This is a genomic window from Rhodococcus sp. HM1, from assembly GCF_023218075.1.
Taxonomy (GTDB): domain Bacteria; phylum Actinomycetota; class Actinomycetes; order Mycobacteriales; family Mycobacteriaceae; genus Rhodococcus.
The window spans coordinates 17,190-36,560 of record NZ_JALPTB010000044.1; the positions used below are offsets into that span (position 1 = coordinate 17,190).

A 19,371-nucleotide genomic window follows, 5' to 3' on the forward strand; every position below is an offset into this window, starting at 1 on the left:
CACCGCCAATGTCCGTGATCACGTGGTTGCGGGTGTGCGGGTGGACGCGAGTTCGGTGAGGTCACGCAGTACTTCGGAGGCGTCGACGGGATGCCAGCGGCCCAATGGCGGGGGGTTGACGGACACGTCGACGATGTGTTGGTCGGGGAACATGGTGGAGGCGCCGACGGATATGCCGGGGGAGAACGAGACGGTGACGGTGCCGGAGGGCAGGTTCGGCTGGTGCTGATCTGGATGCCGGCGTCGGCGGGTTCTTCGCGGACCCATCCGCGGCGTTCCAGGCCGATCAGCGCTGTGGCGGGCACGGCGAGATGTTCGAAGCGGGTCAGGCGCATGGTGGTTCGTTCCGGCCCGGTGGGCTCGTGCACCGTACGGTTCAGTTGCTCGAACGGCTGCGCAGTTTCGAATCGTGTCCGCCATTCGATGAGGGAGTCACTGAGCTTGCACGGGTGCACGAGCCCGATGACCTCCTCACTCCCAAAGGTGCTCTCGAGTCCACGCAGACGGAGGTGGCCAGAACCCGGCATCCACCGCGCACGCTCGGCGAGCTGGGTCATTGGAGAAGCGGACCCCTCGGTTCGTCCCGCGTTACGAGCTTCGCTCTGGCCACACGACGACGATCCGATCACGGGTGCGAGCCCAGCCCCTTCGCTGAGCCCCATCACTATCCGAGGAGCAGGTCGCAACGCTGCCGGAGGAGTACCGCGAGGCGTACCTGACGCTGCGCGGAATGGATGCGGCCGAGCGGACACGCTTTATCGGTCACACGGCGCTCACCGCATGGCCTTCGACGTTCTGAGCTCGGTATGTGTCGACGGGGATCTGCGTACGGTGTGGCCGCTGTACGACCCGGATTTCCGAACGGCGCTGGCCGAGCAGTGGGTGCGCGACAACGACCGCCACCTCCACGCCGTGGGAGAGGACGGTGACACGGTCGCCTCGGCGCTCGCGGAAGCCGAACCTGATCATCCGCTCTGGATGCACTTCGAGCGTGTGCACGAGGGCGGAGAACTCGACCCACAGGGGTTCGATGAGACAGACTGGCAGCAGAGGCACGGGTGCTCCGGGTGATCGTGGGACTTCAGCAATCACATGATCGACTCGGTACCCGAGCCTCTACCTGTACCGACACGCCGGAACTTCACCTGCGCTGGACGGACACCTCATTTTGTCGGGCGCTTTTATGGACGTTGCTGCTTGACAGAGGAGCTAGGGGCAGTCCGTCGTCGGATCCTTTCCAGTGCTGTGCTTTCGAGCGAGGGTGCCCCGCTGTCGAGAGGATGAGGGTTCTCGGCAGCGGGGCGGTCCCCATGGTCGGTCAGCCGATGCTGAAGGGCTGTCCCCACAGGGTGACCTGCTGGGTGGCCGTCGGAGTGTCGACGGTGACCTTCACATAGCTGCGGGCCTGAGCGTAGCCCGCGCAGCCGGTGACGCCGAGGGTGGTGTCGCCCCAGGTGACACTGCCGCTCGCACCCTTGAAGGTGTTGAAGTTGCGGTGCGTCTCGGCGCCGAACGGGTCGGTGGTGGTGATGTCGATGACCTTGTAGTCATACGCCTGGTTGGGTGCGAGAGTGATTCCCGCACCGGCGTTGGCGCCGAGGGTTCCGGACTGTGTCGTTGCGGTCGCGGTGCCGGTGATGCCGCCGCCTGCATTGAGGCCGCCGTTGAGGTTCGCGGTGAGCGAGAGTTGGCAGGCGACGATGTAGCCGGGCTGGATGCGGCCACCGATCTTCGCGCCCGGCCCGCTGAGCTCGACCTTTGCATTGCCGGAGACCCAGACGTTGCGGTGCAGGGGCGTGGCCCCCATCGACGGGGAGATATTCGCCGTCTCGCCGGTGCGCGTGACGGTCACGACGGTGCCGTCCGGCAGAGTCTGGGAGATGTTTCCATCCGGCAGTGGGACGAAGGTATCGGCGTTGGCGGCACCTGCGGAAGCGAATCCGAGGGCAACGGCGATCGTCGCGCCCATGCCGGCCACCTTGAGGCCGCGGCGAAGGCCGCTGATGACGCTGGTCTTCATGTTGTTCTACTCTCGAGGTCGGGTCTCGCGCGCAGCGAGGAGTCGGGGATGTACGGTCTCGGGCTGGGTCAGCCGATGCTGAACGGCTGGCCGTACAGCGTGGTCTTGACGTAGTCGTTGCCCGTCACTTCCAGGACCGTGTAGGCGCGGGCCTGGGCGTAGCCGCCGCAGCCCTGGACCTCGAGCTGGGCGTCCTGGTACTGGACAGGGCGGTAGGAAGCGGAACGGTTTCGGATCGGTCATCGCCCTATGTACGTCAGGTGGGTGGGCGAGTTCAACGGCCGCAACCGTCGGCCTCCTTCTTTTCCGCGAGGTCCGCGGCGAGTTGCTCGCGCACGGCGCGTCGATGCTCGTTGGATGCCGGTGGCCCCTGTGGTGTCGACGTGACGGCGCGGGCACTGCGATAAGCCTTGGCCAGTCGGTGTGCCGCATCTGTTGCGGTTTCGCCACTCTGTTCTCGGCCGTGGATCTTGTGTTCGGTGGGGGAGGGTCCGGTCCAGTCAAGTCGGGAGAGCCGGTAGGCCACCAGACGTAAGGACGAGATCATCGCGTTTGCTGTGGGCCATGTCCATCCGCGAGTGGTGCCGTCGTGGTTGAGGGCGTGTGCGATGTCGATGCCGGTCCAGCGGTCGGTGTCGATGCCGGCGTCGGTCAGGAGGTCGCAGACTGATCCGATGTGTCCTCGGCGCCGGCCGGTGTCCTCGTCGATGCCGACGATTGTGCGTAGTGCTGGGATGCGTTCGATCAGTTGGGCGGCGGCTCGTTGGAGGGCCAGGGGTCGGGGTGTGGTCGGGGTCGAGGTCTTCTCGCCTGCGCGTGTGCGCGCTTGGTGATCTTTCCTGACGGAAAGACACATTGCTAAAGAACCACTAGGGGATTGGGGTGCGGAACTCGGTGATCGGCGTTGTGCTGGTGAAATCGGTCGGCTAGCAGAGGTTTCGGTGTGGTGGGCGGAGCGTGATGGTCGGTGCCGGCTCCGTCGACGTGGCTTCTTGTGTGGTTTCTTTGGGGCGGGCATGGTCTCAACGGCCCATACGGGTGCGGATAGTGCCCACACGCTGGCAGCACCGACCTGTAGTCGACTCGGAGGTTGGCCGTGGGTATGTGTGTAGAGGCGGGCGGCGGCTTCGCGTTCGGTGGCGTTGAGTTTCTTGCCGCGGGCGAGTTCGACGCCGAGGTCGAGTGTCTTGAGTGCGCGTCGGCCGCGTTTGAGTTGGTCGATCGACAGGCTGCCTTGGGTGGCAAGGGTGGCCAGGGAGGCGCAGACGTGGCGTCCAGTGGTGGATTCGGCGTACTGGGCGTGTGCGGCGCAGACCCGCAGGAACGTGGTCGCGGCGATGCCGTGGCGTTTGAGGGCTGCGTGTCCGCGTTCGGTGTGGGTGACGACCCATTCGCACAAGGTCAGCCAGTATCGGCGGCTGTGCCAGGTCGGGACGCGGGCACATGCGCCGGCAGGGATGGGCAACGAGAGTGCGGCGCGGGTGCCTGCGGGTTGGGCGTCGAGCAGGTCGCAGACGGCTTCGTCGGTGGGATGGTCCTGCGTTTGGGCTGCTTCGAGTGCGGCGACGTTGGCGACGGCGGCGGCGACGATGGCGTCCCATTCGGCGTCGGTGAACGGTTGCGGAAGTGGGAGGTCGGCCTCGTCGGTGTTGGTTGACGCGCCGAGGTTGGAATTGTAGGTGGTTGGGTGTGTTTCAGGGTGTGCGCTACCCTGAGACGTACCTGGCACGGTAAGTCCCTTCGGGGAAGCAGTAACTCGCGAGTCTTTGAAGCTGCGAACTTCGGAGACTCACCCAAGAGCGCGATCGTCCTGCCAGACGTTCTTGCTCGAGTGGTGAAGGACCTTTCAGGTCCTTCTGTGGAAGTGCTCGTGAAGCCCACCCTTTCGGGGGTGGGTTTCTCTTTTGGGTTGAGTCACTGCGCTGTTGAGTTGTCGGGCTATGTGGTTCGGGTTACTCGGTCATGGATGCGTCTCCTCGGTGCTCAAGGTGCGCGTGACGACTCCGTATCAGCGTGTGCGTAGTTCGTGATGGATGAGGTACACGTGGAGGGGCTCCTGGGGTGTGGAGCCGACGGACGGGGTTATGAACCGTGCGGTGCGACGATGGACTGGGCGAACGCGGCGACCTGCCTGATCTGCTCGATCGAGGCTGTCTCCGGATCGGAGGCGACGAGCCCGACGGTGTCGGCGAGCGCGATGTACCCGCAGGCGGCAGCCCGGCGCGTGGGGGACAGGACCAGTGGTCCGTACCGCTCGAGCAGCTCGTCGAGGTCCAGGACCGCCGGAGTAGCGGTGCCGCGGACGAGTCGGGCTGTGAGTCTGCTGTCGAGGGCGAGGATCGCCCATCGGCGGCCGTCCCGGTCGACGGCGACGGGGGAGTTCACGCGACATTCCGATCACTCGTCGCGGGTGAGGCTACGCGGTGCTGCCAGGCGGTGTACGCGTCGCGGACGAAGGACATTGCGATCGCGGGCTCGTGCTCGTGCCCGAGGGCATCGAGTGCGCCAAGGATGCCTTCGAGGCCGCCGAAGGTGTGGCCGGCGAGATGATCGAGCGCGTCGGTGCAGGTGTCGGCGACGGCGCTCCACGCGATGTCGAGACCGGGGGATAAGGCGGCGGTGCGGGCTGTGCGCGCGAGGTCCGCGATGGCCTGCCATTGCTCGATCGTCGCGGTGTCGGTGGCGGTGTCCCGGCATGCGGCGGCGATGTGGTCGGCCGCCAGGCGCGGGAACCCGTCGATGGCAGCAACCAAGCCCCAGGTGCGGTTGGCGTACAGGTCGGCGAACCACCGCCAGCGGTCCGCCGCGGGGTGGTCATCACCGGCCGGTGCCTCGATAACGCCCTGGGCGATGGCCTCGAACAGGTTCAGATGCGGGCTGGGCTTCATGCCACCGCCCCCTTGAACAACGCGAGTTGTCCGCCGGCAGGGGACGCTGGAACATCCTGCACGGGAGAAGAAGCGGGGATGCTTTGGTCGGTCGCCGCACGCCGGGGCGGCCGGGACTTCGGCCTGGGCTTTCGACGCTTGGTCTTGGCTCCGCACCGGTCGGCGTAGGCATCGAACATCTCGGGAGCGATCTCGTCGCCTTTACCGGAGAACAGTCGCCCCGCCAGGATCTGATCGCGAATCTTCTCCCCGTTGGCCAACCTGCGGTCGAGCTCAGTGGTGCACGAGGTGAGCAGCGGGCACTGTCCACACGCTGCGACGGCCTGCCGCCACGGGGCGGACTTGTTTCCGCTGACTGTCCACACCTGTCCTTTGCCGGAGCACAGGCCTTGACCTGCGCGGACCTCGCTCATCGGAGCTTTGAAGCGGGATTCGAGCTCGATGGCGATACGGCGCGAAGTGGGGCATACGCGCACGGTGGGGGTGTAGACGAATCCGCATCGTCGGCACCGGCCGGTGCCACAGTGTTCCCGCTCGAGCGCCCGGAGCTGGTTCGTCGAGTAGTCGCTGAACGATCGCGTGTGGGCGCGTTCGGTGAGCGCGCGCAACGCCTCGACGACGGACAGACACAGCGGCCGGTCCGTGGAGTAGGTGAACCCGCACGACGAGCATGCGGTGCCCTCTGGATTCGGCAAGTGCGCAGCGAGGACGTAGTGCGGATCCTTGCTGCCACGGATTGTGTCTTGAGTCTCTCCGTGAGGACGGGCGGGACTCTCTGCTACTAGGCGTATCTGCCCAGCGCCAACTAACCTGTTCATCGCAGGCTCCGTATCTGCATCGAGGCCACGGGCTGCTAACCCGTGTGCCTCTGGCTTGTTCGACTGCTGTAACAGTCGGCTTGCTATTGGACGGTCCCTCAGCTGCTGCTAACAGCTGGGGGACCGTTCGCGTTCAGTGGCTACTTCGCTCCTTCCATATCATCCATCTATACAAACGATCTATTCAAATCCATATGCGCGCATCGTATCGAGGGAGTTGCACAGTGTCTAGCGATGACGACTTCACAAGGAGGATTCGGACGGTGAGCCGACGGGTAATGCGTGGCTTCAGTCCCGACGCTCTGCGTCAGGCGCGCCTCAACGCCGGCTTGTCGCAGACGGAGATCGCGCGGGTCGCGAAGGTGGGCACAGGGACCGTCCGCCGCTGGGAAATGGGCGAGTCCTCCCCGCAGGTCGATTTGCTCGCGCGGGTTGTCGAAGTGCTTGGGGTGACGATTGCGGACGTGGTGAAAGTGCCCGAGACCGAGCGCTACCCGGGTGACTGGCGTGTGCTGCTGGGCCTGACGCAACCGCAACTCGGCGCCAAGGCCGGCGTTACCACTCAGATTGTGAGTTGTGTGGAACGCGGCGTGATTTCGCTTTCCGACAACGTCGGCGAAAGGCTCTCCGCTGCGTTGGGGATTTCGGAGGAAGAACTGCGAGCGGCGCACGAACGCGCTCGAAACAGGCCGCTCGGCGAGCCTTCGTAGGTCTTTCGCTCGTGGGCGTCTTGTGCGTCGTTCGTTATCGGTGCCCGCGCTCCGCATGTCGTCTCCGATTCCGGGTAGCTGGAAGCAGACCTCACGATTTTCGTGGGCCTACTGCTTCCAGACGGGAATCACTCACCGACCGGTGCGAGCGCGAAGGAGGCACTCCCCCGGGCACATGAGAACTTACCCAGGTGGGGCAGCTGAGGCAAAGTGTGTGTCGCAAATCACTGTAACGTTCGATGTTCGGGACGTATCGGAGTGGGAGAGCTTCCGATGTCTCTTGCTTGGCAGCTTTGGTTGACAGTGTCTGACTCGTCGGTGCGAGAGCGTATTTGAGGTTCGAGTTCCAGATGACGGACGCGTCAATCCATTCGTCGTTCTGCTCGGCTGGGGCCGTTCGAGCAGCTGGGGCAAGGCGGTGCAGTCGCGTTCTCTCTATGCAGAGTTCGGATGTGCTCACGGTGGCGACACTGCAATGGTTGAACGGGCCGAAGGTGCCTGAGGTGTCGGTAGGTGGCTCGTATGGTTGATCTGGCAGCCATAGATGAATAGTGGCTGTGCGCAGCGGGGTTCGTAGCTATTTGGGCGGCGGGATGAAGTCATCCACCTTTCGCTCCAGACAGGTCCCTCGTTCGATCGCGGCGCGATTCCGAAGAATGGATCTTGGCGCAGTGAAATGACATGTGCTTTTTGCGTCGTCAAGGCCGATCCGGCACGTCACGGGTCGAGAGGTGGGGGTTCGGCGGAGGAGACGGCGGTACGGCACACTCGGGCCATGACTTCTGTGGGGAGTGCCCGTTCCGGAGAAATCACGCCGAACGTTCCAGGGGAGGGCAAGGTGGCGGAACAGCGGATGCCTCGGCCGTCGTGGCGGCTGCCGTTGCTGGGCGATGTGTTGCGCCTTGACCCTCAGCGACCGGTGCAGCGGGAAGCGCAGTTCGTGCAGGAGTTGGGCGACGTCTTCGAGATCAGCATCCTCGGTCGCAAGGTCATCGTGGTCGGCGGTGGCGACGCAGCCGCAGAGGTTTTTGACGAAAACCGCTTCGCCAAGGCAGTCGTCCCCCCGGTAAGCAACCTGCGAGAACTGGCAGGTGACGGACTTTTCACCGCATTCAACAGCGAGCCGGCCTGGGCGCAGGCGCACAATGTGTTGATGCCGGCCTTCAGTCAGGCATCGATGCGCAGCTACCACGACGCGATGGCCGAATGCATCGACCAACTATGTGCCTACTGGGTCGATACGGCTAGTGGCGGGCCTGTAGACGTATCTTCTGATATGAACCGGCTGACCCTGGAGGTTATCGGCCGCACGGGGTTTGGCTACAGCTTCGACTCGTTCGCCCCTGGCCGTCACCCGTTCGTCGAATCGATGAGTCGCGCGATGGCGTACGTCTCTCAAACTGCGAATGATGTTCCGGTCCTTCGGGAAATTCTTGGATGGAAGGCTATGCGCCAAAATCCGAAAGATATCGCGCTGATGAAGACCACTGTCGATCAAGTGATCGCTGCCCGCCGCAGCGGTGAGACGCCACGACAAGATGACTTGTTGCAGCGGATGCTCGAGAACCCGGATCCCCAGACGGGGGAAACGATGTCGGATCAAAGCATCCGCAACCAGGTCCTGACCTTCTTGATCGCCGGTCACGAGACCACCGCCGGGTTGCTGTCGTTCGCTTTGCATTACCTGTCGCGCAACCCTGAGATCGTCGAACGCGCCCGGGAAGAAATCGACGAGGTGCTCGGAACGGACGGCGCACCGGTGCGCTTCGAGCAGGTCGCCAAGTTGCGATACGTACGGCGCATCGTCGATGAGACGTTGCGACTGTGGCCATCCGGCCCGGCCTTCTTTCGCAAAGCTCGCCAAGAGACCACCCTGGCCGGCTATCCGATCCGCAAAAGCGAAACCATCCTGGTGGTCCTGCTCGCCCTGCACCGCGATCCGAAACTGTGGGGCGACGACGTAGAGCGGTTTGATCCGGATCGGTTCTTGCCCGCAGCTGTACGGGCTCGTCCGGCCCACGCATACAAGCCATTCGGTGTCGGAGCGCGTGCGTGCATCGGTCGCCAATTCGCGCTGCACGAGGCCGTACTCGCACTGGCCCGCATCCTTACGCACTTCGACATCGCACCCATCCCGGGATACGAGTTGAAGGTGGAAGAGCTTCTGACGATCCGCCCCAAGAACCTGCGCCTGGTTATGCGACCCCGCAAGCGATGAGACGCGACGCTCAATCGCATGAGGATGGACGACCGTTACACTGACCGCTTGATCGATACGCAATCGTAATGAGCGAGGTCTGCATGGGCGGATGGCACTTGATCGAGACGTTGACCGAGGACGTCGCGACACTGGTGGCTTCGGGAGACGAGACGAAAAACATGCTCTCCACCAGGAGAAGCATCTCGCCAGCGGCAGACATCCTCGTCGAGCCGATCATCGAGCACGTACGGAAGACACGGGAACCGTTCGAACGTGTCCTGCACTCGAAGCGCTTGAACCGAGCGTGGCGGTTCTACGCCTGGCCCATCATCGGTCCCTTCGGCGACGTGCACGGCATCCACATGTGGGTCGGCGATCCGAAGGAGAAGATGACACCGCGACGACTGACGTCAGGGGTGTTCTGGTCGACCACCGATTGGCTGATCTACCAGACCTGGGAGTCCGCGGCCATGTCGGGAACGTTGCTCGAAGACTGGGTGCCTACGGCGCTGTCCTCGGATTACATCAATCGGGCGATCCATATGGAAAAAGAACAGGAGTTCCTGGAGATCACCCTGGCGCCCAAGCCGGGGATGGTGCTCAGCGCCTGGTTCTCAGTCCGTCACGATCACGGCCACGCCATGCAGTGGCAGGTAATCCTGCGACCTACCGCGGACGGGAAGGGCGTGCGTGTTCTCTACCATGACTTCTCCGACGCCTATCCGCCATCCATGCCCACGCTCGCCGAGCTCGGACTCACCGAAGGACTCGACGGGTCAAAGGTGCACGTCGCACTGTTCGAAGCCTACCGAGGCTCGATCGTGTTGTGGATCGGCCGTGCCCCGGAGTGGCTCGAATGGCAGTACGCGCACCTGACCGGACCTGTCGTGCACCCGGACGATCTACCTGCCTTGCAGGCCAGCGCGCAGCGAATCAGTCTTGGAGAAGCCCCATATACCGTGGATCTGGTGCAATTGCACGGTGGTGAGGACGAATGGGTGAAGTCCTCGGTAACTATGCGCCCATTCCAACTCAAGGATCGCCCTGCCCACGCGGAGCTGACGCTCATCCAGGTCACTCCGGTAGACGATCATTACTGACCTTTAAACGGCACCGTCTTCGAGCATTGGCGCGGCCAACGCCTGACAGCGTAGGGCGGTTTGTACTTGCTCATCGTACTTCTGCGCTTGAGACGCTAGGATACCGACAGAACTGCACTGGGGACCTCGTCGGTGCGTAGCCCTTCCTGCTGCGAAGGAGCACGATCTCGGAAAAGAAGGCTGCCTGTCGAACTCGGATAAATTGGCAGGGAACACCGCGCACGTCTGGCACTGCACGTGTCCAGAGCTACCGTCCGAGGCGCAGCTCCGCGTATGCAGCCTCGGCGATGGGTTGGGCCTTTGCGTACTCCGACGCGGCAGTCTCACCGTTCGTGTAAAAGCGCTTGTCCTCGACGTACTCGCGCGTATCGGCTCGCTGCACCGCCAACGCGTACGCCACCAGATCCCCGGGTTCGACGTCCACGTCAGCAGCGTTGTCCATGAACGTGTATGTCGCCGCGCGCACTGCGTCCGTGGAATCGGCCCCGATGTTGTACGCGAAACGCCATCCGTAGATGTCCGCGATGGCGGTGGCTGGCGAAGGCAGAGATAACCCGGACCTCCATCCCGTCTCGGCCTGACCGGCGAGAAGTGCTGCAACTGCCTGTTCCGGCGTACCTCCACGTTCTTCGACTGTTTCAATGATCGCGACAGCGTTTCGTTGATGGATCTTGAAGAGGATGTCGGTGCTGTCCTCGCCGAAAGCCGACACGGCCGCAGGTGCTGCTGTCGTACTTGGCGCAACTGTGGGGGCAGGCGCGGTCGGCTCGTCGCTCCCGCACGAAACCACGCCCACTGCAAGAGCTGCGGTGATCAGAGCGATGACAAGGTTCTTGGGCTTCACAGGTCCTCCGGGTCAGTAACGGATTTCGTCGATGAGCCAGCGGCCGTCCTCTTGAACGATCGTGGCCCACACCGTGGTGTCGGGCTGGACGGTATCGGTGCCGTTGTCGGACACCGCTGTTTGTTTGATGGTGGCCACGCGGTGAATGACGGTGTCGGTGTCCGCGGGGCAGCCGGAGCATTCGATGTTGACGTCGGCGATGACCTTCGTCTGCTGCTCGGCCCAGTGAGTCCACTGCACGCTTGGTCCGCGTTCGGTGCGGGCGTCGACACTCATGCGTTGGGTAAGGGAGTCGGTCAGCCAGGGGCGTGCGCGGCCGTAGGCGTCGTTCTGGGTGCGGTCGGTGGCTGGGTACCAGGTGAACACCACGGTCAGACCCTGCCTGGCCGCGTCTTCGGCGGCCTGAGCTGCCGGGGACGGGCTCGTGCCTTCCGCAGCGGCGGGAGAGGAGGTCACTGTCGTAGTGGGTGGAGCTGATGTCGGGGAGATAGATGGCGCTGAGCCAGCGGGTGCCGATTCCGCGACTTCTCTCTGGGGCGACAGACATGAATGCGCGCCCCAACTGACGGTCAGGACGATCAGCACCCCCACGACAAGTTTTCCTGCTCTCATAAGGACCCCTCCGATTCACATGAGAATGCTTGATGACCAGCACGAATAACACGTTTCCTTACATCACTCGGCGGGCTTTCATCCCTGCTTGGAGCGGTGCTTCGGTGACGACGTCGCCGGTCGTGGGTGCGTGGACCATCTGACCGTTGCCCGAGTAGATCCCCACGTGGCCGGGCCCGTTCGGTCCCCAGCTGCCGAAGACGAGATCCCCCGGCTGCGCCTCCTTGATCGGGATCTCGACTCCGACAGTCCACTGTTGCTCGGACGTGCGAGGAAGCGTGAGCGTGCCGGCGCTGGCTGCGTGGACCGCGAACGACGTCAGGCCGGAGCAGTCGAACCCTCCATTGGACGGGCCTGCGATGCCACCACCGCCCCAGACGTACGGGGTGCCAAGGTATTCGCGCGCGGCCGCGACGACCTGCCGGTTGTCACCGGAGGCATTCGGCATGAAGCGGCCCCGTGAGTTCGGGTTGGTGAAGGCCGTGCGGGCTGCGGTGATCTTGGCGATGTAGTTCTGTGTTTCGGCGTAGGGCGGGATACCGCGATGCAGCAATACCGCCCCTGGGCCGGCGTTGTAGGCCGCGAGCGTCAGTTCGATCGGATCACCCGGAATCTCGGAAACATCGTGGTGGAGTGCGCACATGAAGTGCGCCTGCGACATCACCGCATCGGCGATCGAGTTCGGGTCCGCTGTTCCGTCGCCGTCGTGGTCCTTGCCCCAGGTGGCCCAGGTTCCGGGCATGAACTGCGCCGGTCCGATTGCGCCGGATGGTGAGACGGGGGCGTCCGGGCCGTAGCGGAAGTTGTTCTCCTGCTGGAGCTGTGCGGCCAGTAGCGGTGAGTCGATGTCGGGGCACACCCCGCCCGCGCGGCGCAGCCACGGCTCGAACTCGTCCGGTACGGTCCCGAAGGCCAGGTCGCCGCCGCCGGCTATGCCGAATCCCGAGCAGTCGGCGGTTGAGCGGGAGGCGGCGACGAGCCGGACGTTGTTGTCCTGATCGCTGTGACGGTCGTTGTCATGATGGTCCTTGACGGACGGTGGTGCTCCGCCGTTCTGCCGGGCGATCTCGGGTAGCACGGTCACCGGGTCGATCGGGGTGCCGCCCTGCAACCTTCCGCCCTGCCAATATTCGAAGTGCAGGTGCGCTCCGGTGCTGCTTCCGGCGTTGCCGATGTCGGCGATGTGCTCACCGGCAGTGACCTGTTGTCCGGGGGCGACGTGGATGCCATCGGCGAACATGTGTCCGTAGACGGTGCTCACGGGAGAGCCGTCGACCTTCGAGTCGATGATCACCCAGTTCTCGAATCCGACGCCCGGTCCTTCACCAGTGGATCCTGCGGCGACCACGATTCCGTCGAGTGCGGCAAGGATCGGCGTTCCGACCGGTCCGGCCAGGTCGTCGCCTTGGTGGTGCGTCCCCCAGCGTGGGCCGAATCCGGATGTGTGGGTGGTGGTTCCGGGGTGGACCGGTAGCTGTATCGGGCCGGATACACGCATGTGCACATCCGATGTCCTTTCAGCGTTGTTGGCGCGGGTGGGGACGGTGCGGCACGGATGGTGGGGGATCACCGGAGTTCCGGTCGTACAGGCGGATATGCCGATGGTGATGACGGTTGCGCCGCTGAGCAGCAGCGCCTTGCCGACGCTGTTGATGGTCACAGCTGCCCCGGGATCGGGGTGTCGAGGTCGGGAATCGGAATCGGACCCGGCACCGGCATCGGCACCGGCACCGGTGCAGAGTCGGCGTTGCGACTGGGCGTGGGCTCCGGCTCCGGCTCCGGCTCTGGCTCCTTGGAAACGGACGTCGAGGGAGGTGTAGATGCCGGGGGCGAGGTCAGCGACGGTCGGGGTGCCGTCGACCCCACCGAAGTCTGAGGGCCCGCGGGTGCGGTGGGTGACGGCACGGTGTTCTCGACGTTGGACAGGTCGAGGGTCGGCAGGGGAGTGTCGACCACCCAACGCTGCGTCCCACCGGCCAGCTTCTCAACCACGACCGAGACCGTCATCTCTCCGGCCTGGGTCGGGACGAGGACCCGTGCGCTCTGCCTTCCGGCGGGGCCGGCGACGGGAGTGCTCATCGTGGGTCCGGTAATGACCACCGGAGTGCGCGGTCGGGCGGCCACGGTGCTTTGTCCGGGCTCGAAGACGGTGTAGCGGCCAAGCGCGGCGGTCCACTGTGTATCCGAGAGTGTGGTGTCGACGAAGGTGTGGGCATAGGCCATCGCAGTGGCCGGTGCGCTGGCTGCAGCCCCGGTCGCCGTCGTGGCGACCACCTGGGACTCGCTCACCTCGTCGAGCTCGTAGCTGATCGCGTCCGCCGTCGCCACAGCCTCGGTCTCGGGGGCTGCGGCGGCCGTGGCACTCGCGGTCTGCGACTGCGGATTCTCCCCGAACAGCATGCCGACGAGCGACAACACCGCGACGACAGCGACCACCGATACCGCCAGGTTCGTGCGTGAATAGAGCATCCAGCGGCGAATCGGGGCGAACACGGGGTTGGGTCCGGACCGAGACATCAGAGGTACCTGTCCCGCGGAGTAGGACCGTCTGGGGTGGGCGCATGCCACACCTGTGGTCGGGACGGCGTGGACGCCGTCGAATGCTCACCGCGGAGGGCGGCATGCCGCGACTCACGAGTGCCGGTGCTGGTGGCGGCGCGTGCGGAGGCGCGGGGGCGGCTCGGGGTGTAGACCTTCATCGGTGCGATGGCCGAGCGATCCCCGCCATCCCAGCGCTGACCGACACTGGCGGTCAACAGTTCCTTACGGGCCTGCCGCTCCCGGCGTCGATCCTCGGACTCGTCCTTGTCCAACCGTTTCCATGCGGCCGCACCGGAGGCGACGACCCGATCGGTGTCCTTGGCACCCAACGGGTTCGCGCCCCGGTCCAGATCGCGGCCGGCATTGGCCGCGATACCGGCGATGCGTGCGTCACGGTCCGCTCCACGGCCCAGGTGCTCGGTTCTGCTCGTGCGTGCCTGTGCTCGTGCCTGGGCCAGTGCCTGCTGTCGGCGGTTGTTGAGTCCGCGACCTTCAGGCCGGGTGCTAATGGCAGCCTGTGTCTCGAGCTCGTCGTCGTCCCTGCGGTTCCTTCGCGTCAGGCGTTCGCCGGTCTTGGCTGCGATCGCTGCGCCCGGGCCACCGACGGCGGCACCTGCCGCGGCGAATGCCTTGGTTTTGAGGGAGCGCTTTGCCTCGCGGGTTTTTCGGTTGACCATGCTCGAGCTGTTCTGCGTGAACGTCTGACCTACCCGTTTGAATGGACGCATGATTGCCCAGCACACGACGGTGAGCAGCACCATGAACCACAACCGCCAGGACCCGTCGACCTGTCCGTCGGCATCGACGTACAGCTGCACGAGCGCCATCAAATACAGCGCGACGATGACCGCACCGGCCACGCCCCACAGGTAGGCGGTCGCAAGCATGCGCAGGATGCGGGCCAGCCACCCACCGGCGATCATCGCGAACGGCACCCACAGCGGCGCGAACAGGATGGCGAACCGGATCGCGAGCAGTGCGGTGATCTTCAGGATGGTGGCGCCGATCCACAGCATCGACGGCATGGCCAGTTTGACCATGCCGATGAAACCGGTCGAGGTGCGGCCGGAGTCTTTGCCCTGGAACTGGTAGTAGGACAACTGATGGTCGGCTTCCAGCGACGCGACGATCTCGCGGAACGCGTCGGCTTTCTGCTCGGCGAGTTCGGCCTGCGCGTCCGGGTCGTTCTTGACGCGCTGCTGCTCTTCGTACGAAAACGCCAGCGAATCACGCAGCTTCGGACCGAGCCCGGCTGTGTCCGCGTCGTCGTAGTTGGTGCCGAACCACCCCGTGCGCCAATCCGGAAGGAAAACTTGGTCGATCAGTACGTTGCGCGGGTCGGTCGGTCCACCGAGGAGTGTGCCGCCGCCCGGGCCGTCCCCGAACTGGACCGAGAAAATCTGATCCTGGGTATCGGTGATCAGTGAACCGAACGTGTCGTCGGCGACCTGAACCGCCTTCTGCGGTGCACCGACCATCAGTGCCCCGAGCATGAGCCCGGCCGCTGCGATCGCTGAGGTTCGGGTGACGCCGGTGGTGTCCGCCTTCAGCGACTTCCACAGCACGATCACAGCGACGACGGTCAGCGCGATCCCCAGCCACTGTCCGTAGACCCCGCGCATGCCGTCGCTGATCGAGTAGACGATCCGGTCGAACTGTTCGAATGCTGAAGTGACTCCGCCGTCGAGTGCGTCGCGTCCGGTCTTGGTTTGGTCGTCGAGCCAGAACGCCGCGGCCGCCAGTGACTTCCCGATCGTCAGGAAGGTGTTGCCCAGCGTGGTGTCGTTGACCGCGCCGGGAGCGCGTACCAGGTCTTCGCCGCAGCCGAGGTCGTAGGTGTGCCATTTCAGTCCGGCCCAGCCGTAACTTTCGTAACCCGTACCGCCCCCGCCCTCGAGCGGCGGCCGGTTGGCGCTGGACGAGTCGAAGGTCGTCTCGACGGTCTCGTTCGGAAACTCGGGGGACGGTACGTCCTTGCAGCCGAAACCGCTGGCCACAGCCGTCCCGGTGCTGATCCCGATCAGTGCGATCGTGGTGAGGATCAGCACGACGAGAACACGGGCAACGAGCTCGCCGGCCCGCCCAACGTAGCGGACGGAGAGCGACGGGACCAGGGACATCCGGCGTGCGTGTTGCGCGCTCATGCCGGGGTGCCCATCGCAACTCGGGTCGCGCGGGAATCGAGTGCGGCGAATACGTGGGCGAGGTGGACGAAGTGGGTCCAGTCCGAGCGGATCAGTTCGATGTCGTCGGCCATCTTCACGATGAACCGGCGGGCCTGATCGAGGTGGTCGGTGTCGGTGTCCTCGTCGAGGGTATCTTCCCCGCCGCCCCCGAGATCGGCCAACAGCGCTTCGTAGCCTTCCCCCGAGGGCAAGTTCAACAATTTGAGGGCGCCGTCGATGGCGTGGGTGTTGCCGCCGAGATCGCCGATGATGACCTCATAGGTCAGTGCGGACTTGTCGTCGCTGCCGTCGACTCCGAGATAGTCATCGGGTAGCTGTGAGCACACGAGGGCGCGGACTTTGTATTTGCGGCTGTCGCGGGCGATACGCAGGTTCAGAGTGCGGCCGGCGCCGGTCTGTTCGAGATACTTGTTCTCGTCGAGGAACAGCACCTTGCGCTCGAAGCGCGGTAGCTCGTAGACGAGGCGGTTCGCCAGCCACGCAGCCATGTGCATCAGCGGGCCGGCCATGCGTTGCTGCGGGGTCCACTGCGCCGGATCGGTGCCGGTAGGTGGGAGCTGCAAGCCGGGCATCGTCAACACCGTCAGGCGAATGGTGTTGTCGACGATGTCCTCCGGCTCGCCGGTGGCGGCGCGTTCGGGGAAGAGCACGCGTGCTTCGGCGAGATCGGCCATCATCGACAGCTCTTGATGCACGCTGCGCGCGCAGGTGCGCAGCTCGACGTTCTCGTCGTCACGGCCGAGCGCGGCGATCGCGTCGAGGACTTCGCGCAGGTTGTGGTGCCGCCCGCCGCCGACGGTGTTCGCCGCGGTCTGTAGGACGGTTTCGGTCCACTCGTGCTCGAGGCGGGCAGGGGAGAGCATCATCTTCAGCACCGACACCGCCACCGAGATCCGCTCGGCCTGCGCGGCCCGTATGTCGGCCTCGTACTGGGCGCGGACGGCGGCGACCGGATCGGCATCGTCGGCGTAATCCGGATTGGACGGGTCGTAGTCGGGGTCGTCGCGCCGCGGATCGACGATCACCCGGTACGGATTCAAGGAGCCGGGTCGGGAGGTGCGACCGGTCAACGCTTGGACATCGGCGACACTGCGGAACTCGGACAGCTGCGCGAGTTTCTTGAGCGGTCCGGACGGGTCGAGCACCACCCCGTAGGCCCCGGCACGCACCGCCTGGTAGACGAGCATCCCGGCGAGGAACGTCTTGCCCGATCCGGGCACCGCGACGATCGGGGTCAGACCCGACTTGTGCTTCTTCTCGTGCGCGGCGAACAGATCCCACACCGCCGGTCGCGGTGCGATCGAGGCGGTCTCGCCGATCACCACGCCGGTGCGGTCCCCGATCCGGTCACCGACCGCAGCCATCCCGGCGGAGACGGCTTCGACACTCATGCGCCGGCAGTGCGCGATATTCGCCAGCGGCTCGCCCGGGATGAACTCGCGCAGCAACTGGTACTGCCCGTGCTCTTGCTCAAGGCGGATGCGCGGGGCATACATCTCCTGCAGCATCGACACCTTCTGCTTCGCTTCCTCCGGCGTGGAGCCGACGACAAGGACGCGGTACCAACCCTCGGTGCGCACCGACAACCCGGAGTGGTCGTCTTCGATGTCGGAGATCACCCGCTGCGCAAGTGCGTGTTGTTCGGCGAGTTCCTGCGGTGGGACCTGGTCGTGTTCGACGGTGTAGTGGTCGAACTGCGCCTCGATGCGCGCGGTGAGCCGGCGCAGACTCCGGACGGTCTGGCTCTTGGTCTTCAGCCGGAGGCGTTCGGACCATTCGAGCGGTTCACCGGACGAGTCACCAATGACCTGCCAGGGCAACATCTTCTCCGGGACCGGTAGCGGTGCCATGCGCCCAACCGTGAGGACGATGGCGTAGCCGATGTAGTCGCGGCCACCGACCTGACCACGCACGGTGGTGTACCCGTCTCCGGGGGTCAATTCCAGGTCGGTGAGGTCTTCGAGCGCGGCGACATCGGAGTGTTCCCAGTTCCCGCCGCCGGAGATCACGCCCTCGGCATCGAGAGGTAACCCGAGCGAGGCCGAGCGCAGCAGCAGATAGTCCATCTGCGCGGCGGTGGCGGGCTTGGCGCGCACCCCCTGTCCCGAAAGGATGCGTTCGATCGCGGCGAGATGATCGGCGAGCGCCTTCTGCTCGCCCAGGAACGCCGTGCGCGCCCACGAGCGGACCAGCTTCGCGACGCGTCCGAGCAGCGGTGCATCGACGACCGGTAGTAGCCATTCGGAGACGGTGTCGAGTCCGACGGCGAGCGTGGAGCGCGGTGGCAGTTCGATGCCCCAGTAGCGGCCCTTCAGGGTGGGGTTGCCCCACAGCATCGCGTGCTGCTGACCACGCAGATAATCCGACCACGACAACGCACCGGGAACATCCGGGATCGGTTCGGCCCACCCGTCGTGCGCTTGCGCCCACTGGCGCACCGGCCACGGGGTACGCACCAGACGGCGGTGCAGACCGGTCACGCCGGCTTCGGCGAGGTTCGCCAGCACCAGCGCTTCGTTTTGGATGTAGCGGCGCTGCCGGGCTACCGGGCGCATATTCCACGGTCCCGGCGGTTGCACGAACCACGCCGTGGACTGGGTGCGGGTGCGGGTGATGTTGCCTTCCACCCCGACCAGCTGCAGACGCACTGCCTTGCGTGCACGCTCGGCGCGCTTGGCCGCCGCCTTGGACTGGCGGGTGAACTCCGCGTCGGTGCCGGTTCTCGTGCCGCGCTTCGTGCGTCCGCGCGTGCGCTTGCCGGCTGGTGCGTCTGCCTCGACTGGAGCGGTCGGGGCGACCGCTGCAGCGGGTGCGGTGATGCTGCTGTCGGGCACTTGGGACCACGCCAACTCCGACGGTGGCGGGGCGGACGCTGTGGTGGGGGAGTGGGTGCGATGGGCGGCGATCGCGGCGGCCCACGACGGAGGCAACGCACCCGGCGGCACCACGGTCGGTTCGGGGTCGTCGAAGTTCGGATCGAACAGCGCGGCGATGTCGTTGTCAGGCTGCACAGGCATCGGTGGAGTTCCCTTCGTACGACGTCGCGGCACCGGTACTCCGCGAGGTGTGGAACGCAGCAGGGATGCGGAGCACGACGGTCTGACCCGCCTTCGGTGGGCGCGGCGCGATCAGGTCGTTCCACGCCGCTGTGATCACCGAGCGCAATGGACGGTCGGCGTTGACGTACTTCGTCACCCGCGCGGTGATCACCACGCCGATCGCGACGATGAGCACGAGAGATTGGAAACCGAGCGGGACGTGCACGATCGCGCGTGCGACGACGAAGACCGCGGCGGTGATGACGGTGCCGAGTCCGACCGCCCCGTAGCGGAGCCGGAACGGCAATGTGAAGCCAGTCGGGCCGAGATAGTGACGGTCCACGCGGTGCAGCATGTCGTCGTTGTCGATCACGGACGATCTCTCCCATCCATTGGCTGTCGGGCGGTGCTTGC

Annotated in this window: 17 protein-coding genes and 2 pseudogenes; 4 read left to right on the forward strand and 15 right to left on the reverse strand. The window is 65.2% G+C overall.

Annotated features, from left to right (window positions below; all coding sequences use genetic code 11):
- Positions 1-18: 18 nt before the first annotated feature.
- Complete coding sequence (locus M1M07_RS21140) at positions 19-267, reverse strand: hypothetical protein (RefSeq protein ID WP_248675445.1); 249 nt, start codon at positions 265-267, stop codon at positions 19-21.
- A 56-nt stretch (positions 268-323) separates the two neighbouring features.
- A pseudogene (locus tag M1M07_RS33230) lies at positions 324-662 on the reverse strand (DUF4132 domain-containing protein); the annotation flags it as partial.
- 118 nt (positions 663-780) lie between these two features.
- Here M1M07_RS33230 and M1M07_RS21145 point away from each other — a divergent pair.
- Positions 781-1,071 (forward strand): hypothetical protein, encoded by a 291-nt coding sequence (locus tag M1M07_RS21145; protein ID WP_248675446.1) that lies wholly within the window; start codon positions 781-783, stop codon positions 1,069-1,071.
- Between the two features lie 247 nt (positions 1,072-1,318).
- Here M1M07_RS21145 and M1M07_RS21150 read toward each other — a convergent pair whose 3' ends face one another.
- The 6 genes and pseudogenes from M1M07_RS21150 to M1M07_RS21175 all read right to left on the reverse strand — a co-directional run bounded on the left by M1M07_RS21150 (position 1,319) and on the right by M1M07_RS21175 (position 5,603).
- Positions 1,319-2,020: an MspA family porin gene (locus M1M07_RS21150; protein WP_248675447.1), complete on the reverse strand. Its 702-nt coding sequence runs from the start codon at positions 2,018-2,020 to the stop codon at positions 1,319-1,321.
- A 68-nt stretch (positions 2,021-2,088) separates the two neighbouring features.
- Positions 2,089-2,226: pseudogene (locus M1M07_RS21155) on the reverse strand (MspA family porin); the annotation flags it as partial.
- A gap of 68 nt (positions 2,227-2,294) precedes the next feature.
- Positions 2,295-3,749, reverse strand: coding sequence for a replication protein (locus M1M07_RS21160; protein ID WP_248675448.1), 1,455 nt, complete (start codon positions 3,747-3,749; stop codon positions 2,295-2,297).
- A gap of 353 nt (positions 3,750-4,102) precedes the next feature.
- Positions 4,103-4,405 (reverse strand): hypothetical protein, encoded by a 303-nt coding sequence (locus M1M07_RS21165; RefSeq protein WP_145692847.1) that lies wholly within the window; start codon positions 4,403-4,405, stop codon positions 4,103-4,105.
- A complete protein-coding gene (locus M1M07_RS21170; RefSeq protein ID WP_145692848.1) occupies positions 4,402-4,908 on the reverse strand; it encodes a hypothetical protein in 507 nt (168 codons plus the stop codon). The genes M1M07_RS21165 and M1M07_RS21170 overlap by 4 nt, the downstream gene beginning before the upstream one ends.
- Positions 4,905-5,603 carry a hypothetical protein gene (locus M1M07_RS21175; protein WP_248675449.1) on the reverse strand — a complete coding sequence of 233 codons (699 nt, stop codon included), beginning with the start codon at positions 5,601-5,603 and terminating at the stop codon, positions 4,905-4,907. Before M1M07_RS21175 ends, M1M07_RS21170 begins: the two co-directional genes overlap by 4 nt.
- Before the next feature lie 401 nt (positions 5,604-6,004).
- On the opposite strand from M1M07_RS21175, the gene M1M07_RS21180 reads away from it, so the two are divergent.
- From M1M07_RS21180 to M1M07_RS21190, 3 genes are all read left to right on the forward strand, one after another.
- Positions 6,005-6,436: a helix-turn-helix transcriptional regulator gene (locus M1M07_RS21180; protein WP_145692857.1), complete on the forward strand. Its 432-nt coding sequence runs from the start codon at positions 6,005-6,007 to the stop codon at positions 6,434-6,436.
- An 853-nt stretch (positions 6,437-7,289) separates the two neighbouring features.
- The gene (locus M1M07_RS21185; protein ID WP_145692858.1) at positions 7,290-8,654 is read left to right on the forward strand and encodes a cytochrome P450; all 1,365 of its coding nucleotides are present in this window, start codon (positions 7,290-7,292) and stop codon (positions 8,652-8,654) included.
- A 68-nt stretch (positions 8,655-8,722) separates the two neighbouring features.
- Complete coding sequence (locus M1M07_RS21190; RefSeq protein WP_248675450.1) at positions 8,723-9,736, forward strand: GAF domain-containing protein; 1,014 nt, start codon at positions 8,723-8,725, stop codon at positions 9,734-9,736.
- Between the two features lie 247 nt (positions 9,737-9,983).
- Here M1M07_RS21190 and M1M07_RS21195 read toward each other — a convergent pair whose 3' ends face one another.
- The 7 genes from M1M07_RS21195 to M1M07_RS21225 form a co-directional block, all read right to left on the reverse strand.
- A complete protein-coding gene (locus M1M07_RS21195) occupies positions 9,984-10,580 on the reverse strand; it encodes a hypothetical protein (RefSeq protein WP_248675451.1) in 597 nt (198 codons plus the stop codon).
- Positions 10,581-10,592: 12 nt separating this feature from the next.
- Entirely contained in the window at positions 10,593-11,036 is a 444-nt protein-coding gene (locus tag M1M07_RS21200) for a hypothetical protein (RefSeq protein WP_248675452.1), read from the reverse strand.
- Between the two features lie 214 nt (positions 11,037-11,250).
- Positions 11,251-12,852 carry an NlpC/P60 family protein gene (locus M1M07_RS21205; protein WP_248675453.1) on the reverse strand — a complete coding sequence of 534 codons (1,602 nt, stop codon included), beginning with the start codon at positions 12,850-12,852 and terminating at the stop codon, positions 11,251-11,253.
- Positions 12,849-13,709: a hypothetical protein gene (locus M1M07_RS21210; protein WP_248675454.1), complete on the reverse strand. Its 861-nt coding sequence runs from the start codon at positions 13,707-13,709 to the stop codon at positions 12,849-12,851. The genes M1M07_RS21205 and M1M07_RS21210 overlap by 4 nt, the downstream gene beginning before the upstream one ends.
- Positions 13,709-15,877: a hypothetical protein gene (locus M1M07_RS21215; protein ID WP_248675455.1), complete on the reverse strand. Its 2,169-nt coding sequence runs from the start codon at positions 15,875-15,877 to the stop codon at positions 13,709-13,711. The genes M1M07_RS21210 and M1M07_RS21215 overlap by 1 nt, the downstream gene beginning before the upstream one ends.
- On the reverse strand, positions 15,874-18,936 hold the full coding sequence (locus M1M07_RS21220; protein ID WP_248675456.1) for an ATP-binding protein: 3,063 nt from the start codon (positions 18,934-18,936) through the stop codon (positions 15,874-15,876). Before M1M07_RS21220 ends, M1M07_RS21215 begins: the two co-directional genes overlap by 4 nt.
- Positions 18,920-19,330, reverse strand: coding sequence for a hypothetical protein (locus M1M07_RS21225; protein ID WP_248675457.1), 411 nt, complete (start codon positions 19,328-19,330; stop codon positions 18,920-18,922). The genes M1M07_RS21220 and M1M07_RS21225 overlap by 17 nt, the downstream gene beginning before the upstream one ends.
- Positions 19,331-19,371 lie beyond the last annotated feature (41 nt).